Raw genomic sequence first — 16,980 nt, 5'->3', positions numbered from 1 at the left:
ATAAACCAGCGCTGGGATTATTGTGAAATCGGCAATAAATGCAACGAGCCGCGGCTGATATCACGCAACCTCTGCGCAGCTTCCTCTACTCCCCTGACGGGAATAGACAGACGCAATGTCACTTCCGCACCATAATCACCGTGCAATATCCGCCCGCCGAAATGATATAGCAGTGATTCAACCTGAGGTAATAACGCATAGTCGCATCGCAAGCCATATTCTTTCTGTAAAACTTTCTCCCGCAGCGATACCATCTTCAGCGCCTGCTGGACGCCGCCGCCATAGGCTTTCACCAGCCCGCCGGTCCCCAACTGGATCCCGCCGTAGTAACGTACCACGACGGCGCTAATCTCCCCGATGCCGCTCCCCAGCAACTGCGCCAGCATCGGCTTGCCGGCGGTGCCGGAAGGCTCGCCGTCATCGGAAAATCCAAGCTGTTGGGAATCGTCCGGCGCCCCGGCGACATACGCCCAGCAGTGATGCCTGGCAGCGAAATGCTGCGCCCTCACCTGCTGCACAAAGTTTTTCGCGGCGTCCACGCCCTCGGTCGGCGCAAGTAAAGTGATAAAACGGCTTTTCTTGATTTCCTCACTTATGCTGACCGGCGCCGCCGGTACGGGGTAGGCCTGCATCAGGATAGGTTCAGATCGCGGGTCATGTTTTCCACCCGTTTTTCATGGATAACGATATTATCTTCGATGCGGATGCCGCCAAAGGGTTTCAGCGCATCAATCCTCTGCCAGTCGAAATGCCGGCTGAATTCGCCCTCGCGCCACGGCGCCAGCAGAGAGTCGATAAAATAAATGCCCGGCTCGATAGTCACGACCATGCCGGGCTCCAGTATCCGGGTGCAGCGCAGATAGGGATGCTGCGCGGGCGCGGCCAGGTGGCTACCGTGGTCGTCCTGCATAAAGCCCGCCACGTCATGCACCTGCAATCCCAGAGGGTGCCCCAGGCCATGCGGCAGGAACGGCGCGGTAAGCCCTTTTTCCACCATCGCCTCTTCGCTGATCTCCTGAACCAATCGATGTGACGTCAACAACTTGGCAACGCGCTGATGCATCTGAATATGGTAATCGGTATAGCGTACTCCGCTGCGAATAGTGTCGATAAGGCTCAGCTGTTCCTGATTCAAATCTTTCACCAGCGCGGCAAATGCATTATCGCTCTGCGCGGAGTAAGTGCGGGTAAGATCGGCCGCATAGCCATTATATTCCGCGCCCGCATCGATCAGGAAACTGCGCGCTTCCGACGGCGCCTGATGCTCCAACTGGGTGTAATGCAGTACCGCGGCATGCTCATTCAGCGCCACGATATTGCCGTAGGGCACGTCGGTATCTCGGTGGCCGGTGGCCGTCAGATAAGCCAGATTGATATCGAACTCGCTCATGCCGGACAGAAAAGCCTCGTGCGCGGCGCGGTGCCCGACGACCGCGGTTTTCTGGGCTTCGCGCATGCAGGCCAGTTCATAGTCTGTTTTATAGGCGCGATAGTAGTGCAGATAATCCAGCACGCCCTGCGGGTTAATATTGGCGGCGTCAATTCCCAGGTTCAGGGCGCGCTGCGGAGCGTAACCGAGGTAGGCGACCCGCCGGCGCGCCGAGGGAAGCAGCGAACCGATATCATCGGCGTTGCGCAGAACCGTAATGTCCACCTCGTCCGTCCAGAAACTTTCCGGAACCGGCGCGACGTTATGCCAGTAATCCACCGGGGAGTAGAACCACAGTTTCGGCGCATTGACGCCGTCAATCCATAACCAGCAATTCGGCACTCGGGTCACCGGAACCCAGGCTTTAAACTGCGGATTGACCTTGAATGGGTAGTCGTGATCGTCCAGGAATACCGTCAGCAGTTCGCCGGAGTGAATCAGCAAGGCGTCAAGCTGATGGCGCGCCAGCACCGCCTGCGCCCGCTGCTGCAACGTAACCAGATGATGGTGATATAAAGAAGCCAGCTTTTCCATGGGTATCCCTGTTTGTCACTGCATTATCCATCCATTTTAACACAGCCGTGATTCAACGGCAGTGTCGGCTGCTTTGTGATCTCTCCGGCAAAAAAACAATCCCTTGTTTGCAAAAATTTAACATTATAACCACAATTCAATCATCTGGTCGTACCAGATCCCCACCCTGAACGCGGAGATCACCATGCTCTATCAAGGCGAAACCCTCTACCTCGACTGGCTTGAAGACGGCATTGCGGAGCTGGTCTTTGCGGCGCCCGGCTCCGTCAATAAACTGGATACCCGTACGGTGACCAGCCTGGGTAAGGCATTGGATATACTGGCGGCACAAAAACAGTTGCAAGGGCTGCTATTACGCTCGGACAAGCCCGCCTTTATCGTCGGCGCCGATATCAGCGAGTTTCTCTCGTTGTTTGCGGCGCCGGCAGACAAACTTCACCAGTGGCTGGACTTTGCCAACGGCATTTTTAGCCGCCTGGAAGACCTGCCCGTCCCCACGCTTTCCGCCGTTAACGGGTATGCGCTGGGCGGCGGTTGCGAATGCGTATTGGCCACCGATTTTCGTCTTGCCGCCGCCGATATCCGCATCGGCCTGCCGGAAACCAAACTGGGCATTATGCCGGGTTTTGGCGGAACGGTGCGCCTGCCGCGCCTGCTGGGAGCGGATAGCGCGCTGGAAATTATCGCCGCGGGCAAAGATATCGGCGCGGCCGAAGCATTAAAAGCGGGCCTGGTGGATGCGGTGGTCGCCAATGAAAAATTACTCGCCGCCGCCGCGCAGATGTTGCGACAGGCCATCGCCGGCGAGCTTGACTGGCGGGCGGCGCGGCGCCCCAAGCTGGAAGCGCTGAAGCTCAATAACATCGAGGCCGCCATGTGTTTCGCCACCGCCAAAGCCATGGTGCTGCAAACCGCGGGCAAACATTACCCGGCCCCGATGACCGCAGTCAAAACCATTGAGGCCGCCGCCGCCATGCCGCGCAATGCGGCGTTGCAGTTGGAAACGCAAAACTTTATTCCCTTGACCCGCACCGATTCCGCTCGCGCGCTGGTTGGCCTTTTCCTTAACGATCAGTATGTAAAAGGCCAGGCGAAAAAGCGCGTCGGCGAGCTCTCGCCGCCGGCGCAGGCCGCCGTGCTGGGGGCGGGCATTATGGGCGGCGGCATTGCCTATCAGTCGGCGTACAAAGGCACGCCCATCCGCCTGAAGGATATCCATGAGAAACCGCTTACCCAGGGGATGAACGAAGCGGCGAAACTGCTGAACAAGCAGTTGGAGCGCGGCAGGCTGGACGGCATCAAAATGGCGGGGATACTGGCCAATATTCATCCGACGCTGGACTACGCCGGTTTTGAGCGCCTCGATATGGTGGTCGAGGCCGTGGTTGAAAACCCGCGGGTAAAGGCCGAGGTGCTGGCGGAAACCGAAGCTCACGTCGGCCCGCACGCCGTGCTGGCTTCCAACACCTCAACCATTCCCATTGCCCAACTGGCCGCCGCCTTAAAACGGCCGCAAAACTTTTGCGGCATGCACTTTTTTAACCCGGTGCATCGCATGCCGCTGGTGGAAATTATCCGCGGCCCGCAGACAGCCGAAACCACCATCGCCCGCGTGGTGGCTTACGCCGGCAAAATGGGGAAAACGCCGATTGTGGTCAATGACTGCCCCGGCTTCTTCGTTAACCGGGTGCTATTTCCCTATTTTTGCGCGTTTAACCTGCTGGTGCGCGACGGCGCGGATTTTCGCGACGTTGATAGCGTGATGGAGAAACAGTTCGGCTGGCCGATGGGGCCGGCGTACCTGCTGGACGTGGTGGGCATCGATACCGCCCACCACGCGCAGGCGGTGATGTCCGAAGGATTTCCGCAGCGCATGGGTAAAGACTATCGGGACGCCATCGACGTGCTGTTCGACAACCAACGCTTCGGTCAGAAAAACGGGCTGGGTTTCTATCGCTATCAGACGGACGGCAAAGGAAAACCGCGCAAAGAGCAGGATGAACGCGTTGACGGCCTGCTGGCGGAAATCAGCCGGCCACGGAAGGCGTTCAGCGCCGAGGAGATTATCGCCCGACTGATGATCCCGATGATTAACGAGGTGGCCCGCTGTCTGGAAGAAGGCATTATCGATAGCCCGGCGGAAGCGGATATGGCATTGGTGTACGGACTCGGCTTCCCGCCCTTCCGCGGCGGCGCCTGCCGCTATCTGGACACCCAGGGCAGCGCCCGTTACCTGGATATGGCGCGGCAACTGGCGCATCTCGGCCCCATCTATCAGGTTCCTGACGGGCTGCAACAGAAAGCCGGCCGCAACGAAAGTTATTATCCCCCCGCCGCGCCGCACGCGGACGTTTCTCAAGGGCAACCGGCATGAGGTCAGAGAAGATGGAAAACGTAGTGATTGTTGATGCCGTGCGCACGCCGATGGGCCGTTCCAAAGGCGGCGCATTCCGCCAGGTGCGGGCCGAAGATCTCTCCGCGCATTTAATGCGCAGCCTGCTTGGCAGAAACTCGGCGCTGGAAGCGGGCGAGATAGACGATATTTACTGGGGCTGCGTGCAGCAAACGCTGGAGCAGGGCTTCAACGTGGCCCGCAATGCCGCGCTCCTGGCGGAAATCCCGGTGACCGTTCCGGCGACCACCGTTAACCGGCTATGCGGCTCCTCCATGCAGGCGCTGCATGATGCGGCCCGCGCCATTATGGTCGGCGACGCCCACGTCTGCCTGATTGGCGGCGTTGAACATATGGGGCACGTTCCCATGAGCCACGGCGTGGATTTCCATCCCGGACTCGGCCGCACTGTCGCCAAAGCCGCCGCCATGATGGGACTGACCGCCGAAATGCTGGCGCGCAGGCATAATATCAGCCGGGAGATGCAGGACCGGTTTGCCGCCCGCTCTCATCAGCGCGCCGCCGGCGCCACAAAGTCAGGCGCTTTCCGCAAGGAGATCGTCCCGACCTCCGGCCATGACGCGGACGGCGTTTTACGCCGCTTTGACCATGACGAGGTTATTCGGCCGGAAACCAGCGTCGCCGGCCTGGCGGAACTCAAGCCGGCTTTTGATCCGGTCAATGGCACCGTCACCGCCGGCAGTTCTTCCGCCCTTTCCGACGGCGCGGCGGCGATGTTAATCATGAGCGAATCGCGCGCCGCCTCATTGGGATTAACGGCGCGGGCGCGTATCAGGGCGATGGCGGTGGTCGGTTGCGAACCGTCCATTATGGGATACGGCCCGGTGCCGGCGACCACGCTGGCCCTGAAACGCGCCGGACTTCGCCTTGCCGATATCGGCCTGTTTGAGCTCAATGAGGCCTTCGCGGCGCAAACCCTGCCCTGCATACAAGATCTGGGGCTGATGGAGCAGATGGATGAAAAGGTCAACCTCAACGGCGGGGCCATCGCGCTCGGGCATCCGCTGGGCTGTTCCGGCGCCCGTATTTCCGCCACGCTGCTCAATCTGATGGAAAACCGCGACGTGCAATTTGGCGTAGCGGCGATGTGCATCGGGCTGGGCCAGGGGATCGCCACGGTATTTGAGCGGCCATAAACACGCAAAGAATAAGAGCACCATAAAAAACCCCGCTAGGCTTAAGCGGGGTTTTTATTCGCGTCTATGGCAACCGCGGCAAGATCAGATAAACGAAAACGCGTCGCTGTACATATGCGTCGCCAGCGCGCCGCGTTCGTTGCAAAAACGTTCGCGGGCGATTTTGGCCATTTCAAAACGGCCGGCAATATAAATATCCTGCTCGGCCAGGGAACCGTAATCCTGCAGCACCGCGCTTAGCACCGTGCCGGTTCTGCCGCGCCAGCCCTCTTCCGGCTGTTCAACCACCGGGATCACCTGCAGGTTGGGATATTGCGCGGCGAGTTTTTCCAGTTCGGCGAGATCGTAAAGGTGTTTGGTTTCCCGGCCTCCCCAATAGATGGCGACGGCGCGCTCAGGTTGCTGAGACAGCGCCGTCAGCAAAATAGAGCGCACATAGGAAAAACCCGTGCCGCCGGCGATCAGCACCAGCGGACGTTGGCTCTCTTCCCGCAGCCATGCTTCGCCGTGGGGAATGTCCACCGTCAGCGTTTTCTCTTTCAGGATACGTTCCATCACCGCCATGGCGTAAAGATTAAGCTCGGAAGCGCCGATATGCAGCTCGATAGCGTTCTTCTCCATCGGCGTGGACGCCATTGAGAAAGGACGCTTGTCACGTTCGTCCATCACCACCATCAGATACTGGCCGGCGCGGAAAGAAAAAGGCGCCTCAGGTAATAAACGCACCCGATAAACCGTATCGGTTATTGCCTCTACCAAAGTCACTTTACAGCTCAATGTCGTCATGCATTCCCTCTGTAGGGTCGTCAAAGCAAAGCTGGGAACAGAGCAACAGCAGGTTAAGACCGGGGTTCTCTGTCGCTAAAAATGGCAAGTTCATCCCATATGGCATCAATGCGGGCGCATACCTGCGGATCTTTCCTGATCGGATGCCCCCACTCGCGCTGCGTTTCGCCCGGCCATTTGTTGGTGGCATCCAGTCCCATTTTGGAACCCAAACCGGAAACCGGAGAGGCGAAATCCAGATAGTCTATCGGCGTATTTTCCACCAATAGGGTATCGCGCGCCGGGTCCATGCGCGTGGTGATCGCCCAGATAACGTCTTTCCAGTCGCGGGCGTTAATATCATCGTCACAGACAATAACAAACTTGGTGTACATAAACTGCCGTAAAAAAGACCACACCCCCATCATGACGCGTTTGGCATGACCGGCATACTGCTTCTTCATGGTAACGATCGCCAGACGGTAAGAGCAACCCTCCGGCGGCAAATAAAAATCGACAATCTCCGGAAATTGCTTTTGCAAAATCGGCACAAAGACTTCATTGAGCGCCACCCCCAATACGGCCGGTTCATCCGGCGGACGCCCGGTATAGGTGGAGTGATAAATCGCGTCGCGCCGCTGGGTAATATGCGTCACCGTGAAAACCGGGAAGTTATCGACTTCATTGTAGTACCCGGTGTGGTCGCCGTACGGCCCTTCCGCCGCCATCTCATCCGGTTCAATATAGCCTTCCAGCACGATTTCCGCACCCGCCGGCACTTCCAGATCGTTGGACAGGCATTTCACCACTTCGGTTTTGTGCCCGCGCAGCAGCCCGGCGAAGGCATATTCGGATAACGAGTCGGGAACCGGCGTGACGGCGGCCAGAATCGTGGCCGGGTCGGCGCCCAGCGCGACGGAAACCGGGAAGCGCTGCCCCGGATTTTGCTGGCGCCACTCCTGAAAATCCAACGCGCCGCCGCGATGCGACAGCCAGCGCATAATCAGCTGGTTTTTCCCCAGCACCTGCTGCCGGTAAATTCCCAGATTCTGGCGCTCTTTATGCGGCCCGCGGGTCACCGTCAGTCCCCAGGTAATCAGCGGCGCGGCGTCTTCCGGCCAGCAATGCATCACCGGTATCCGGCTTAAGTCGACGTCGTCGCCCTGCCATACCTGTTCCTGACAGGGCGCGGAAGTCAGCCGTTTGGTCGGCATATTCAGCACCTGGCGGAATTTAGGCATTTTATCCACCAGATCGCGGAATCCCTTCGGCGGTTCAGGCTCTTTAAGAAAGGCCAGCAGTTTGCCGACATCGCGCAACGCGCCGACATCCTCCTGCCCCATGCCCATGGCGACGCGCTTCGCCGTACCGAACAAATTGCACAGTACCGGCATCTCGTAACCCTTCGGGTTTTCAAACAGCAGCGCCGGACCGTCGGCACGCAGGGTGCGGTCGGCTATTTCCGTCATTTCAAGATAGGGATCAATGGGCTGGCTGATGCGTTTCAATTCACCCCTCTCTTCCAGCAGAGAGAGGAATTCGCGTAAGTCACGATATTTCATGCTGATCATCGGGGCAGTCTGTGGAACTGGCTATTATAAAGTCTCTTCACCGACCTGTCGCTTCTTAGTGCGGCTATTTATCCTGCCGGCAGGCCGTTGCCACCCGGCGTTAAAAATTTCTCACGAAAATTTTTTATCCACGCCGGCATTTGATATGCTGATCGACCGAAATCATAAGTCTGCAAAATTATGGAAGCCTGGTACTTACTCTATTGTAAACGTGGTCAACTACTGCGGGCTAAGGAGCATCTTGAGCGTCAGGATGTTACCTGTCTTAGCCCGATGATCACACTGGATAAAATTGTACGGGGTAAACGTACCGAGGTTTGTGAACCGCTGTTTCCGAACTATCTGTTTGTGGAGTTCGATCCGGAACACATCCATACCACCACCGTCAGCGCGACGCGCGGGGTCAGTAACTTCGTGCGCTTCGGCAATCTGCCCGCCGTCATCCCCCAGCAGGTGATCGATGACCTGTCGCTGCGTCCGACGCAGGGCATTATCGATCCGCAAACCCCGCAGCCGGGTGATGAAGTGCTGATTACCGATGGGATTTTCACCGGCCTGCAGGCTATCTATACCGAGCCGGATGGGGAAGCCCGCTCAATGCTGCTGCTGAATTTGTTGAATAAACAGGTTCGCCAGAGCATTGATAACCGGCAGTTTCAGAAAATGTAATCGTCAGAAACGGCGCCAGCCGCCCTGACGAAAGGCGATCAACGCCGTAAATGCCCGTCGTGCAGCCATTGCGCCACGCGCTTGGCGAAGTAGGTCAGCACGCCATCGGCCCCGGCGCGTTTAAAGCACAGCAGCGACTCCATGATAACCGGCTGTTCCTGCAGCCAGCCGTTCTGGATCGCCGCCATATGCATGGCGTACTCGCCGGAAACCTGATAGGCGAAAGTCGGCACGCCGAACGTCTCCTTCACGCGCCTGACCACGTCCAGATACGGCATACCCGGTTTGACCATCACCATATCGGCGCCTTCCTGCAGATCCTGCGCAATCTCCTGTAGGGCTTCGTCGCCGTTGGCGGGGTCCATCTGATAGGTCTTTTTATCCCCGCCCTTCAGATTGCCGGCGGAACCCACCGCGTCGCGGAAAGGACCATAGTAACAAGAGGCGTATTTCGCCGAATACGCCATAATCTGCGTATTAATCAGGTTCCGCGCTTCCAGCGTCTCGCGGATCGCGCCGATGCGCCCGTCCATCATATCGCTGGGCGCCACGATTTCCGCGCCGGCCTCGGCGTGCGACAGCGCCTGACGCACCAAAATCTCTTTGGTGACGTCGTTAACCACGTAGCCGTCTTCATCAATGATGCCGTCCTGCCCGTGCGTGGTGTAGGGATCGAGCGCCACATCCGTCAGCAATCCCAGTTCCGGCACCGCGTCCTTAAGGGCGCGGACGGTGCGCTGCACCAGACCGTCCGAGTTATAGGCTTCCTCGGCGTTCAACGATTTCTTGTCGCCCTCGATGACCGGAAACAGCGACAGCACCGGGATGCCAAGCCTGGCGCTCTCTTCGGCCTCGCGCAACAGCACATCGATGGTCATGCGGTATACCCCCGGCATGGAAGGAACTTCCTGCCGGCGGTTTTCCCCTTCCATAACAAAAACCGGATAGATCAGATCGTTGACCGTCAGCTGGTTTTCAGCCACCAGACGGCGGCTGAAATCGTGGCGGCGAATACGCCGCATACGTCGGCCGGGGAAAGTACCGGGAAAGGCATGGCTCATATCATTGATCTCCTGAATCAGACCAGCCGGAAAACCCGGCGGGCGTTTTCATCTGTTTTTTGCCCCAGCCAGGCGGCGTCTTCGTCGCGCCAGCCCGCAACCTGATTGACGATATAGGGCAGGAAACAGGGTTCGTTACGGCGGGATACGGGTTTGGGCGTTAAATCCCGCGGCAGTAGATAGGGGGCGTCGGTTTCCAGCAGCAGCCTATCGGCGGGGATATGTTTCAGCAAGGCGCGCAGCGCCAGGCCGCGTCGTTCATCGCACACCCAGCCGGTAATGCCGACCATCAGACCCGCGGCCAGGCAGTCGTCAAGCTCGTCCCGGCCGCCGGTAAAGCAATGGACCACCGCGGTCGGAAGTTTGTCGAGCCAGGGGCGCAGCAAGGCGATAAAGCGGGCATGGGCATCGCGGCAGTGCAGAAAAACGGGCAAAGCCAGCTCGGCGGCCAGCGCCAGTTGGGCGCTGAATGCCTGTTCCTGCTGTTGCGGAGTGGAAAAGTTGCGGTTGAAATCAAGCCCGCATTCGCCGATCGCCGCCACGGAGTCCGACTGCGCCAGGCGATAAATCTGCTCGGCGGCGGACTCATCCCAGCGGCTGGCGTCGTGGGGATGAACCCCCGCCGTCGACCAGCAGTAAGCCGGGTACTGTTGCGCCAGCGCCAATGCCTGCCGACTTTCCGCAACGCCGGTCCCGGTAATCAGCATCCCGCTGACGCCAGCCTGTTTTGCGCGCACGACCACCTGTTCCCGGTCTTTGGCAAACTGGGAGCTGGTTAAATTGACTCCGATATCGAACATTGGCTACTTACCCGCCTATCGCTACAGTGACGCCGCCGCCAGGACGCGCAAAAAACAAAACCTCTCAAGAGAGGCTACAGACCATTGACAAAGCTCGTTATTAGGGAGAGCGTGGCGAGGGGCCGTAGCGGCATAAGCCGCCGGAGCGCCCCTCGGTACGGTAGGCCCGGGTATCGCCGATTTACAGGCGACTTTGTCAGCAACCTCAAACCTCTCAAAGAGAGGCTATTTCCTTTCCCAAAGACAGATAGCCGCGCCTTACGGCGCCGGCTCTTCCGTTTCAGCGCGGCGGCCTTTACCAACATAAAACCGGGAGCAGAATACGCCGATTTCAAACAGCAGATACATGGGAAGCGCCAGCAGCGTCTGCGAGAACACATCCGGCGGCGTCAACAGCATGCCGACCACGAAAGCGCCGACCAGCATATAAGGCCGTTTCTTTTTCAGGTCTTCCGGGGTCACCACGCCGCTCCAGCAGAGCAATACTATCGCAATCGGCACTTCAAACGACACGCCGAACGCCATAAACAGCGCCATGACGAAATCGAGGTAGTTGTTGATATCGGTGGCAATCAAAACCCCTTCGGGGGCTGTTTTGGCAAAGAAGCCAAACGCCAGCGGGAAAACCACGAAGTAGGCGAACGCCATCCCGGCGTAGAACAACAGGCTGCTGGAAACCAGCAAAGGCATCATCAACCGGCGCTCATGTTTGTACAGCGCCGGGGCGACAAACGCCCAAACCTGGTACAGGATCAGCGGCGCGGAGACGAACACCGATACGATCATCGTCAGCTTTATCGGCGTAAAAAACGGTGACGCCACGTCGGTAGCGATCATACTGGCGCCCGCCGGGAGTTGTGCGATCAGCGGCGCGGAAACCATCTGGTAGATATCGTTGGCGAAATACACCAGACAAAAGAACACCACCAGCACACAAATAATACTGTTCAGCAACCGCTTACGCAGTTCGATCAGGTGACTGATCAGCGGTTGGGTATCTTCAGCGGCCATAAACTAACGATCGTCACTTGGTTGATGGGGAGAAATCGCAGGCGCCGGTTCAGGTTTGATTTTGTTGTCGGCGCGCGGAGCGCTTGCCATCCCCTCGCTCTCGGGCTGTTGATTGGCCACGGCCGGCGGCGGCGCTTTTTCGGTATCAATCACTCCGTCATGAACCGCCTCGGGGTCGTTTAGCGGCTGATAAGACAGAGGTTCCTGCGCATCGCCCTCGCCCGAAGGCGATTTTTCGGCATAGCCGCGCTTCATAGCCTCCGCCGCCTCTTTCAGCTCATCCATGGAGGCTTTCAATTCCGGCGACAAATTTTGCAGGCTGGCTTTTTCCACTTTCTTCAGGCTGTCCTGTAACTCCTGCAGCTTCAACTCCTGCGACAGCTCATTCTGAACCGTAGACGCCAGCGAGCGCAGCGTTCTAATCCAACCGACCACCGTCTTTACCGCTACGGGCAACCGTTCCGGCCCAAGAACCACCAGGCCGATCACCATTACCAATAGCAGCTCGCTAAACCCGATATCGAACACCGCTTATACCTGCTCTTTATGCTGGCTCTTTGTTTCATCCGGTTTAACTTCCGGCTGCGGCTCGGCAATCGACTTGGTTGCAAAATCAGCATCCTGCTGCGTTTTATCCGCCTTGTCGGCTGACGACGCATCATCGCCCATGGCTTTTTTAAAACCCTTAATGGAAGCGCCCAGATCCGAACCCAATGTTCTCAGCTTGTTGGTACCAAACAGTAATACGACGATGACTGCGATAATCAACAAGTTCCAAATACTAATACCGCCCATAACGTTTACCTCTTTCAAAAGGGGGGTCACCAAAATTACCCCTATTATATAGGGTAATCCTGCTATGCATCACGATCTGTTTCAACGAGTTCGCCGCCAACCGATAATCCAGGCGACAACCCCCGCGGCCATCAGTCCGGAAGGTACGATATCCGCCTCCGCGTGGCTAACCAGTAACACCGTACCACTTATCAATAGCGTTGCGCCAATTCCCAACAGATAACGGGATTGTCCCTGACGAACATGCTGGGTGCGCAACTCCTCCGCCAGCCGGTCTACGCTCTGGCGCAGCATCTTGTGCTGGCGCAGACCGTCGTAAAACAATTCGGGGATCTCCGGCAGCTTTTCCGCCCAAAACGGCGCCTTTTCTTTCAAGGCCCGTATCACCGCCGGCAGGCCGACCTGCTCTTTCAGCCAGTTTTCCAAAAACGGTTTCGCCGTTTTCCACAGGTCCAGTTGCGGATAGAGCTGGCGGCCGATGCCTTCGATATACAGCAGCGTTTTTTGCAACAGGACAAGCTGAGGCTGTACTTCCATATTAAAACGGCGGGCGGTGTTAAAAAGATTCAATAGCACATGGCCGAATGAAATTTCCGCCAACGGCTTTTCAAAAATAGGCTCGCATACGGTGCGGATGGCGAACTCGAAGTCCTCGACGTTGGTATCCGCCGGCACCCAGCCTGAGTCCACATGCAACTCGGCCACTTTACGATAGTCACGATTAAAGAAGGCGATAAAATTCTCCGCCAGATAGCGTTTATCTTCTTTGTTCAGCGAACCGACTATCCCGCAGTCTATCCCGATGTATTGCGGATCGTCCGGGTGTTGGTCGTTAATAAAGATATTGCCGGGGTGCATATCGGCATGGAAAAAACTGTCGCGGAACACCTGGGTAAAAAAGACCTGAACGCCGCGTTCCGCCAGCAGTTGAAGATTGGTGCCGTTGGCTTTCAACGCCTCAATATCGGAAACCGGAATACCGTAGATACGCTCCATCACCAGCATACTCTCACTACAGTAATCCGAATACACCTCGGGAATGTACAGCATGCGGCTATTTTCAAAATTACGCCGCAGTTGAATGGCGTTTGCCGCCTCTCGCAGCAGGTTCAGCTCATCAAGCAGCGTTTTTTCATATTCGCGCACCACTTCGCGCGGGCGCAGGCGCCGGCCGTCCGGCAGCAGCCGCGGCAGCCAGCCGGCCAGGCGATGCATCAGGCGCATATCGGCTTTAATCACCGGCAAAATATCCGGCCGGATGACCTTGATGACGATCTCCTTACCCGTCGCCTTCAGGCGGGCGGTATGTACTTGCGCAATCGACGCCGATGCCAGCGGCTTGACATCGAAATCATCAAACCAGTTCTCCAGCGGGATCCCCCCCATCGACAGCTCGATTTGCCTGCGCGCCAGCCGCCCGTCAAAGGGGGCGACCCGATCCTGCAGCATGGCCAGTTGATCGGCGATCGCCGGCGGGAATAGGTCGCGCCGCGTCGACATCATTTGACCGAACTTGATCCATACCGGACCAAGTTCCTGCAAAGCCAGACGTATACGTTCCCCCAGCGGCCTGTCGGCATGGCGATTCGGCAGCCAGAATAGCAGCCGGCGGCCAAAGCGCAGCGGGATGGTCAACCGTATTTTAGGGATCAGCTCATCCAGACCGTAGCTCAGCAACACACGGACGATACAGTAAAGGCGGAGCAGTTCACCGGGCATCATCTCAGGGTCTCCAACTTCGCCAGGCGTTCAGACAGACTTTCCGCTGATTTCTCCACGGCGGCGATTTCCTCCTGGAACCAGACATTTTCGAGTTTTCCCGGCGCCAGCCGCCACTCTTCGGTCAGCGCTTCGGACAGGGCGCGCCGCTGGCCGCGCACCATGCGGCTTACTGCGCCCAGCGTTTTTTGCGCCGTCTGGCTCAGACCCTGGGCGACCACATCCCCCAGATAGGGCGCCAGCCATTCCGCCGGGTCGAATTCGGCCAAATCAAGCAGCGCGATAAACTGCTGCGCCACCTGAATATCGCCTTCGACGATCAGATCGCCGCTGCGTATCAGTGAAGAAAGCTGTTGCCGATCGCGTAACTTCAGCAACACGGATAAACGCGTTTTCAGTCGGCAATCCGCGCGCTCCTCCCACCGGCTTACCACGTCGAGCTGCTGCTCGCTGAAGATCAACACCAGCGGCGCGCTCAGCTCAGACAGTTCGACCTGCAGCGTTTTCCCGTGCAGGCGCTGACGCGCCGCCTTCATACCGCGGTCGCGAAAAAGCAGCTGATTCAGCGCCGTCTCCAGCGAGGCGGTCAGCACAGAGGTTATCAGCATTGGCATATCCAATCAGAATTTAAAACCACGATGCAACGCGACAATGCCGCCGGTAAGATTGAAATAATTGACGCTGTCGAAACCGGCCTCGCTCATCATCCCCTTCAGGGTTTCCTGATCGGGGTGCATACGGATTGACTCCGCCAGATAGCGATAGCTGCCGGCATCGCGCGCCACCATCTCGCCGATGCGCGGCAGGACGTGGAACGAGTACAAATCGTAAACCTTGCTTAACGGTTTCAGCGTCGGTTTGGAGAATTCCAGCACCAGCAGGCGGCCGCCCGGCTTCAGTACCCGGTACATGGAGCGCAGCGCCTTGTTTTTATCGGTAACGTTGCGCAAACCGAAAGAGATGGTGATGCAGTCAAAGAAATCATCCGGAAAGGGCAACTCTTCCGCGTTCGCCTGCACGTAGCTGACATTATTGATAATGCCTTTGTTGCGCAGTTTCTCGCGGCCGACCTTCAGCATGGAGGCATTGATATCGGCCAGCACCACTTCCCCCTCATCGCCGACAATGCGGGAGAATTTCGCCGTCAGGTCGCCGGTGCCGCCGGCGACGTCCAGCACCCGCTGACCGCGCCGCACGCCGCTGCACTCAATGGTGAATCTTTTCCAGATACGGTGAATGCCGAGCGACATCAGGTCATTCATCAGATCGTATTTTGCTGCTACAGAATGGAAGACGTCAGCCACCATGACTTCTTTTTCATCCTTGGCGACAGTGCGAAAACCAAAATCGGTTGTTTTCTCCGGCTCATTTGCCATGTTATCCGCCTACTATTTTAGTCAACTATCGGGTCTAGCCATTTAATGGAAAGAGTGTAACAGACCCGGATAAAAAGCCCACCGTCCTAATGCCGATCGTTTCAGGATAGAGATAACCGGGTAAAGCCGGCGCCAGGGGAACGATCTAGCCTTTTTCCGCCGCTGATTTTTCCGGGTCGCTCCCGGGTTCCGCCGCCGCGGGCGTCTCGGTCAGCGCATCCTGAGCGGCGCTTTCATGCCGGGTGGCCTGCTCCGCCAGCGCTGGACTGATCGGGCGCTTTACCTCCACGCCCAACGCGCGGAACCCCTCCGCCTGACCGATAAGGTTCCCCCGCCCGGAAACGAGTTTGTTCATCGCCTGCCGGTAGCTGCCGTGGGCTTTATCCAGCCCCTGGCCCAGCGCTTCCATATCATCGACGAACAGCCGCAGTTTATCGTACAACCGCGCCGCCCGCTCGGCGATCTGCTGCGCGTTGCGGCTCTGTTGCTCATAGCGCCACAGATTGTTGATGGTGCGCAGCGCCACCAGCAAGGTGGTGGGGCTGACCAGCATAATATTGTGCTTCAGCGCTTCGCCGATCAACTCCGGCTGGCGATCGATCGCCACCAGAAACGCCGGTTCGACGGGAATAAACATCAGCACGTAATCCAGCGAGCGCAGCCCCGGCAGCTGCTGGTAGTCTTTGCCGCCCAACTGACGAATATGACCGCGGACGGAAAGCAGGTGTTCATTCAGGGCGGCTAACCGCTCCGCTTCGTCTTCGCTATTGAAATAGCGCTCATAGGCGACCAGCGACATTTTGGCGTCGATAACCACGTCCTTTCCCTGCGGCAGACGGACGATCACGTCGGGCTGCAGACGGTTGTTGGCGCCGGTCTGGACGCTGACCTGCGTCTGGTATTCATACCCTTCGCGCAGCCCGGAGGCTTCCAGCACCCGGCTGAGAACCACCTCGCCCCAGTTACCCTGCGTCTTGTTGTCCCCTTTCAGCGCTTTGGTGAGATTAATCGCTTCCCGGGCCATCTGGGCGTTGAGCTGTTGCAGACTACGGATTTCATGGGTCAGGGTGTGGCGCTCACGGGCTTCCGCGCCGAAGCTATCCTGCACCTGACGCCGGAACCCATCAAGCTGTTCGCGCAGCGGCATCAGCAGGCGATCCAGACTCTGTTTATTCTGCTCATCCACCTTGCGCCCGCTGTGTTCAAAAATACGGTTGGCCAGATTTTCAAACTGGGTGGTCAGCCGCTGCTCGCTGTTCATCAGCAGGCGCTGCTTCTCTTCGGCCGCCATGCGCGTCTCTTCCAGCCGGATGGTCACCTCGCGCAGTTCCGCCTCCTGAGCGCTGTTAACCTCGCGCAGGGCGCGCAGTTCCTGATTCAGTTGAACGCACTCCTCACGCAGTTGCGCCAGTTGCTGCAACTTCTCCTGGCCGGCGGCCAGTTGGGCGTGAAGGTCGCGCAGCGCCAGTTCATGGTCGCGCTGCCGCTGTTCATACTGTTTGTTGCTCTGCTGGCTCTCGCTCAGCAGTTGCCGAGTCTGCTGCGCCGTCTGCTCAAGTAGACGCAACTCGGTTTCATGGCGCGCCTGCCGCCGCTGGTGCGCTACGCTGCTCACCAGCCAGCCGACCAACAGGCCGACGACGCCGCCGCCCAATCCATAAAATATGCTGATATCCACTCCGCCTCCGCTGACCGTCGCTG

General features: G+C 58.1%; 16 protein-coding genes. 3 read left to right on the top strand and 13 right to left on the bottom strand.

The genetic code is table 11. The annotated features are described in order from the left end of the window. Window positions 1–17: 17 nt before the first annotated feature. The gene (locus EH206_RS01135) at window positions 18–632 is read right to left on the bottom strand and encodes an IMPACT family protein (RefSeq protein ID WP_009111003.1); all 615 of its coding nucleotides are present in this window, start codon (window positions 630–632) and stop codon (window positions 18–20) included. Beyond that, a complete protein-coding gene (gene pepQ, locus EH206_RS01130; RefSeq protein WP_009111002.1) occupies window positions 632–1,963 on the bottom strand; it encodes a Xaa-Pro dipeptidase in 1,332 nt (443 codons plus the stop codon). The genes EH206_RS01135 and pepQ overlap by 1 nt, the downstream gene beginning before the upstream one ends. 184 nt (window positions 1,964–2,147) lie before the next feature. Between pepQ and fadB the strand changes: the two genes are divergently transcribed. Both fadB and fadA read left to right on the top strand, forming a co-directional pair. Continuing rightward, window positions 2,148–4,337, top strand: coding sequence for a fatty acid oxidation complex subunit alpha FadB (gene fadB / locus EH206_RS01125; protein ID WP_009111001.1), 2,190 nt, complete (start codon window positions 2,148–2,150; stop codon window positions 4,335–4,337). Between the two features lie 11 nt (window positions 4,338–4,348). After that, window positions 4,349–5,512, top strand: a complete 1,164-nt coding sequence (fadA, locus tag EH206_RS01120; RefSeq protein ID WP_009111000.1) for an acetyl-CoA C-acyltransferase FadA — start codon at window positions 4,349–4,351, stop codon at window positions 5,510–5,512. An 84-nt stretch (window positions 5,513–5,596) separates the two neighbouring features. On the opposite strand, the gene fre is transcribed toward fadA, so the two are convergent. Continuing rightward, window positions 5,597–6,298, bottom strand: a complete 702-nt coding sequence (gene fre / locus EH206_RS01115) for an NAD(P)H-flavin reductase (protein WP_009110999.1) — start codon at window positions 6,296–6,298, stop codon at window positions 5,597–5,599. 53 nt (window positions 6,299–6,351) lie between these two features. Beyond that, window positions 6,352–7,848 (bottom strand): 4-hydroxy-3-polyprenylbenzoate decarboxylase, encoded by a 1,497-nt coding sequence (ubiD, locus tag EH206_RS01110; protein ID WP_009110998.1) that lies wholly within the window; start codon window positions 7,846–7,848, stop codon window positions 6,352–6,354. Window positions 7,849–8,028: 180 nt separating this feature from the next. On the opposite strand from ubiD, the gene rfaH reads away from it, so the two are divergent. After that, window positions 8,029–8,517: a transcription/translation regulatory transformer protein RfaH gene (gene rfaH / locus EH206_RS01105; RefSeq protein ID WP_009110997.1), complete on the top strand. Its 489-nt coding sequence runs from the start codon at window positions 8,029–8,031 to the stop codon at window positions 8,515–8,517. Between the two features lie 38 nt (window positions 8,518–8,555). Here the strand turns inward: rfaH and hemB are convergent, their stop codons facing one another. From hemB to rmuC, 9 genes are all read right to left on the bottom strand, one after another. After that, window positions 8,556–9,578, bottom strand: coding sequence for a porphobilinogen synthase (hemB, locus tag EH206_RS01100; protein ID WP_009110996.1), 1,023 nt, complete (start codon window positions 9,576–9,578; stop codon window positions 8,556–8,558). A 17-nt stretch (window positions 9,579–9,595) separates the two neighbouring features. After that, a complete protein-coding gene (gene tatD / locus EH206_RS01095) occupies window positions 9,596–10,378 on the bottom strand; it encodes a 3'-5' ssDNA/RNA exonuclease TatD (protein ID WP_009110995.1) in 783 nt (260 codons plus the stop codon). A 258-nt stretch (window positions 10,379–10,636) separates the two neighbouring features. Continuing rightward, window positions 10,637–11,389, bottom strand: coding sequence for a Sec-independent protein translocase subunit TatC (gene tatC, locus EH206_RS01090; protein ID WP_009110994.1), 753 nt, complete (start codon window positions 11,387–11,389; stop codon window positions 10,637–10,639). 3 nt (window positions 11,390–11,392) lie between these two features. Then, window positions 11,393–11,917 (bottom strand): Sec-independent protein translocase protein TatB, encoded by a 525-nt coding sequence (gene tatB / locus EH206_RS01085; protein WP_009110993.1) that lies wholly within the window; start codon window positions 11,915–11,917, stop codon window positions 11,393–11,395. A gap of 3 nt (window positions 11,918–11,920) precedes the next feature. Beyond that, window positions 11,921–12,184 (bottom strand): Sec-independent protein translocase subunit TatA, encoded by a 264-nt coding sequence (gene tatA, locus EH206_RS01080; protein ID WP_009110992.1) that lies wholly within the window; start codon window positions 12,182–12,184, stop codon window positions 11,921–11,923. A gap of 81 nt (window positions 12,185–12,265) precedes the next feature. After that, a complete protein-coding gene (gene ubiB, locus EH206_RS01075; RefSeq protein WP_009110991.1) occupies window positions 12,266–13,906 on the bottom strand; it encodes a ubiquinone biosynthesis regulatory protein kinase UbiB in 1,641 nt (546 codons plus the stop codon). Next, window positions 13,903–14,511 carry a ubiquinone biosynthesis protein UbiJ gene (gene ubiJ, locus EH206_RS01070; RefSeq protein WP_009110990.1) on the bottom strand — a complete coding sequence of 203 codons (609 nt, stop codon included), beginning with the start codon at window positions 14,509–14,511 and terminating at the stop codon, window positions 13,903–13,905. The genes ubiB and ubiJ overlap by 4 nt, the downstream gene beginning before the upstream one ends. 12 nt (window positions 14,512–14,523) lie before the next feature. After that, on the bottom strand, window positions 14,524–15,279 hold the full coding sequence (gene ubiE / locus EH206_RS01065) for a bifunctional demethylmenaquinone methyltransferase/2-methoxy-6-polyprenyl-1,4-benzoquinol methylase UbiE (protein ID WP_009110989.1): 756 nt from the start codon (window positions 15,277–15,279) through the stop codon (window positions 14,524–14,526). A gap of 145 nt (window positions 15,280–15,424) precedes the next feature. Continuing rightward, on the bottom strand, window positions 15,425–16,957 hold the full coding sequence (gene rmuC / locus EH206_RS01060) for a DNA recombination protein RmuC (protein WP_009110988.1): 1,533 nt from the start codon (window positions 16,955–16,957) through the stop codon (window positions 15,425–15,427). Between the last annotated feature and the right edge of the window lie 23 nt (window positions 16,958–16,980).

The sequence above is a fragment of the Brenneria nigrifluens DSM 30175 = ATCC 13028 genome (genome assembly GCF_005484965.1).
In the GTDB taxonomy this organism is placed as follows: Bacteria; Pseudomonadota; Gammaproteobacteria; order Enterobacterales; family Enterobacteriaceae; genus Brenneria; species Brenneria nigrifluens.
This window is presented reverse-complemented; position numbering and strand designations above follow the sequence as displayed.

Excerpts from the sequence above, each read along its gene's own strand:
- EH206_RS01135 (WP_009111003.1), bottom strand. The coding sequence starts at position 632 with ATGCAGGCCTACCCCGTACCGGCGGCGCCGGTCAGCATAAGTGAGGAA.
- pepQ (WP_009111002.1), bottom strand. The coding sequence starts at position 1,963 with ATGGAAAAGCTGGCTTCTTTATATCACCATCATCTGGTTACGTTGCAG.
- fadB (WP_009111001.1), top strand. The coding sequence starts at position 2,148 with ATGCTCTATCAAGGCGAAACCCTCTACCTCGACTGGCTTGAAGACGGC.
- fadA (WP_009111000.1), top strand. The coding sequence starts at position 4,349 with ATGGAAAACGTAGTGATTGTTGATGCCGTGCGCACGCCGATGGGCCGT.
- fre (WP_009110999.1), bottom strand. The coding sequence starts at position 6,298 with ATGACGACATTGAGCTGTAAAGTGACTTTGGTAGAGGCAATAACCGAT.
- ubiD (WP_009110998.1), bottom strand. The coding sequence starts at position 7,848 with ATGATCAGCATGAAATATCGTGACTTACGCGAATTCCTCTCTCTGCTG.
- rfaH (WP_009110997.1), top strand. The coding sequence starts at position 8,029 with ATGGAAGCCTGGTACTTACTCTATTGTAAACGTGGTCAACTACTGCGG.
- hemB (WP_009110996.1), bottom strand. The coding sequence starts at position 9,578 with ATGAGCCATGCCTTTCCCGGTACTTTCCCCGGCCGACGTATGCGGCGT.
- tatD (WP_009110995.1), bottom strand. The coding sequence starts at position 10,378 with ATGTTCGATATCGGAGTCAATTTAACCAGCTCCCAGTTTGCCAAAGAC.
- tatC (WP_009110994.1), bottom strand. The coding sequence starts at position 11,389 with ATGGCCGCTGAAGATACCCAACCGCTGATCAGTCACCTGATCGAACTG.
- tatA (WP_009110992.1), bottom strand. The coding sequence starts at position 12,184 with ATGGGCGGTATTAGTATTTGGAACTTGTTGATTATCGCAGTCATCGTC.
- ubiB (WP_009110991.1), bottom strand. The coding sequence starts at position 13,906 with ATGATGCCCGGTGAACTGCTCCGCCTTTACTGTATCGTCCGTGTGTTG.
- ubiJ (WP_009110990.1), bottom strand. The coding sequence starts at position 14,511 with ATGCTGATAACCTCTGTGCTGACCGCCTCGCTGGAGACGGCGCTGAAT.
- ubiE (WP_009110989.1), bottom strand. The coding sequence starts at position 15,279 with ATGGCAAATGAGCCGGAGAAAACAACCGATTTTGGTTTTCGCACTGTC.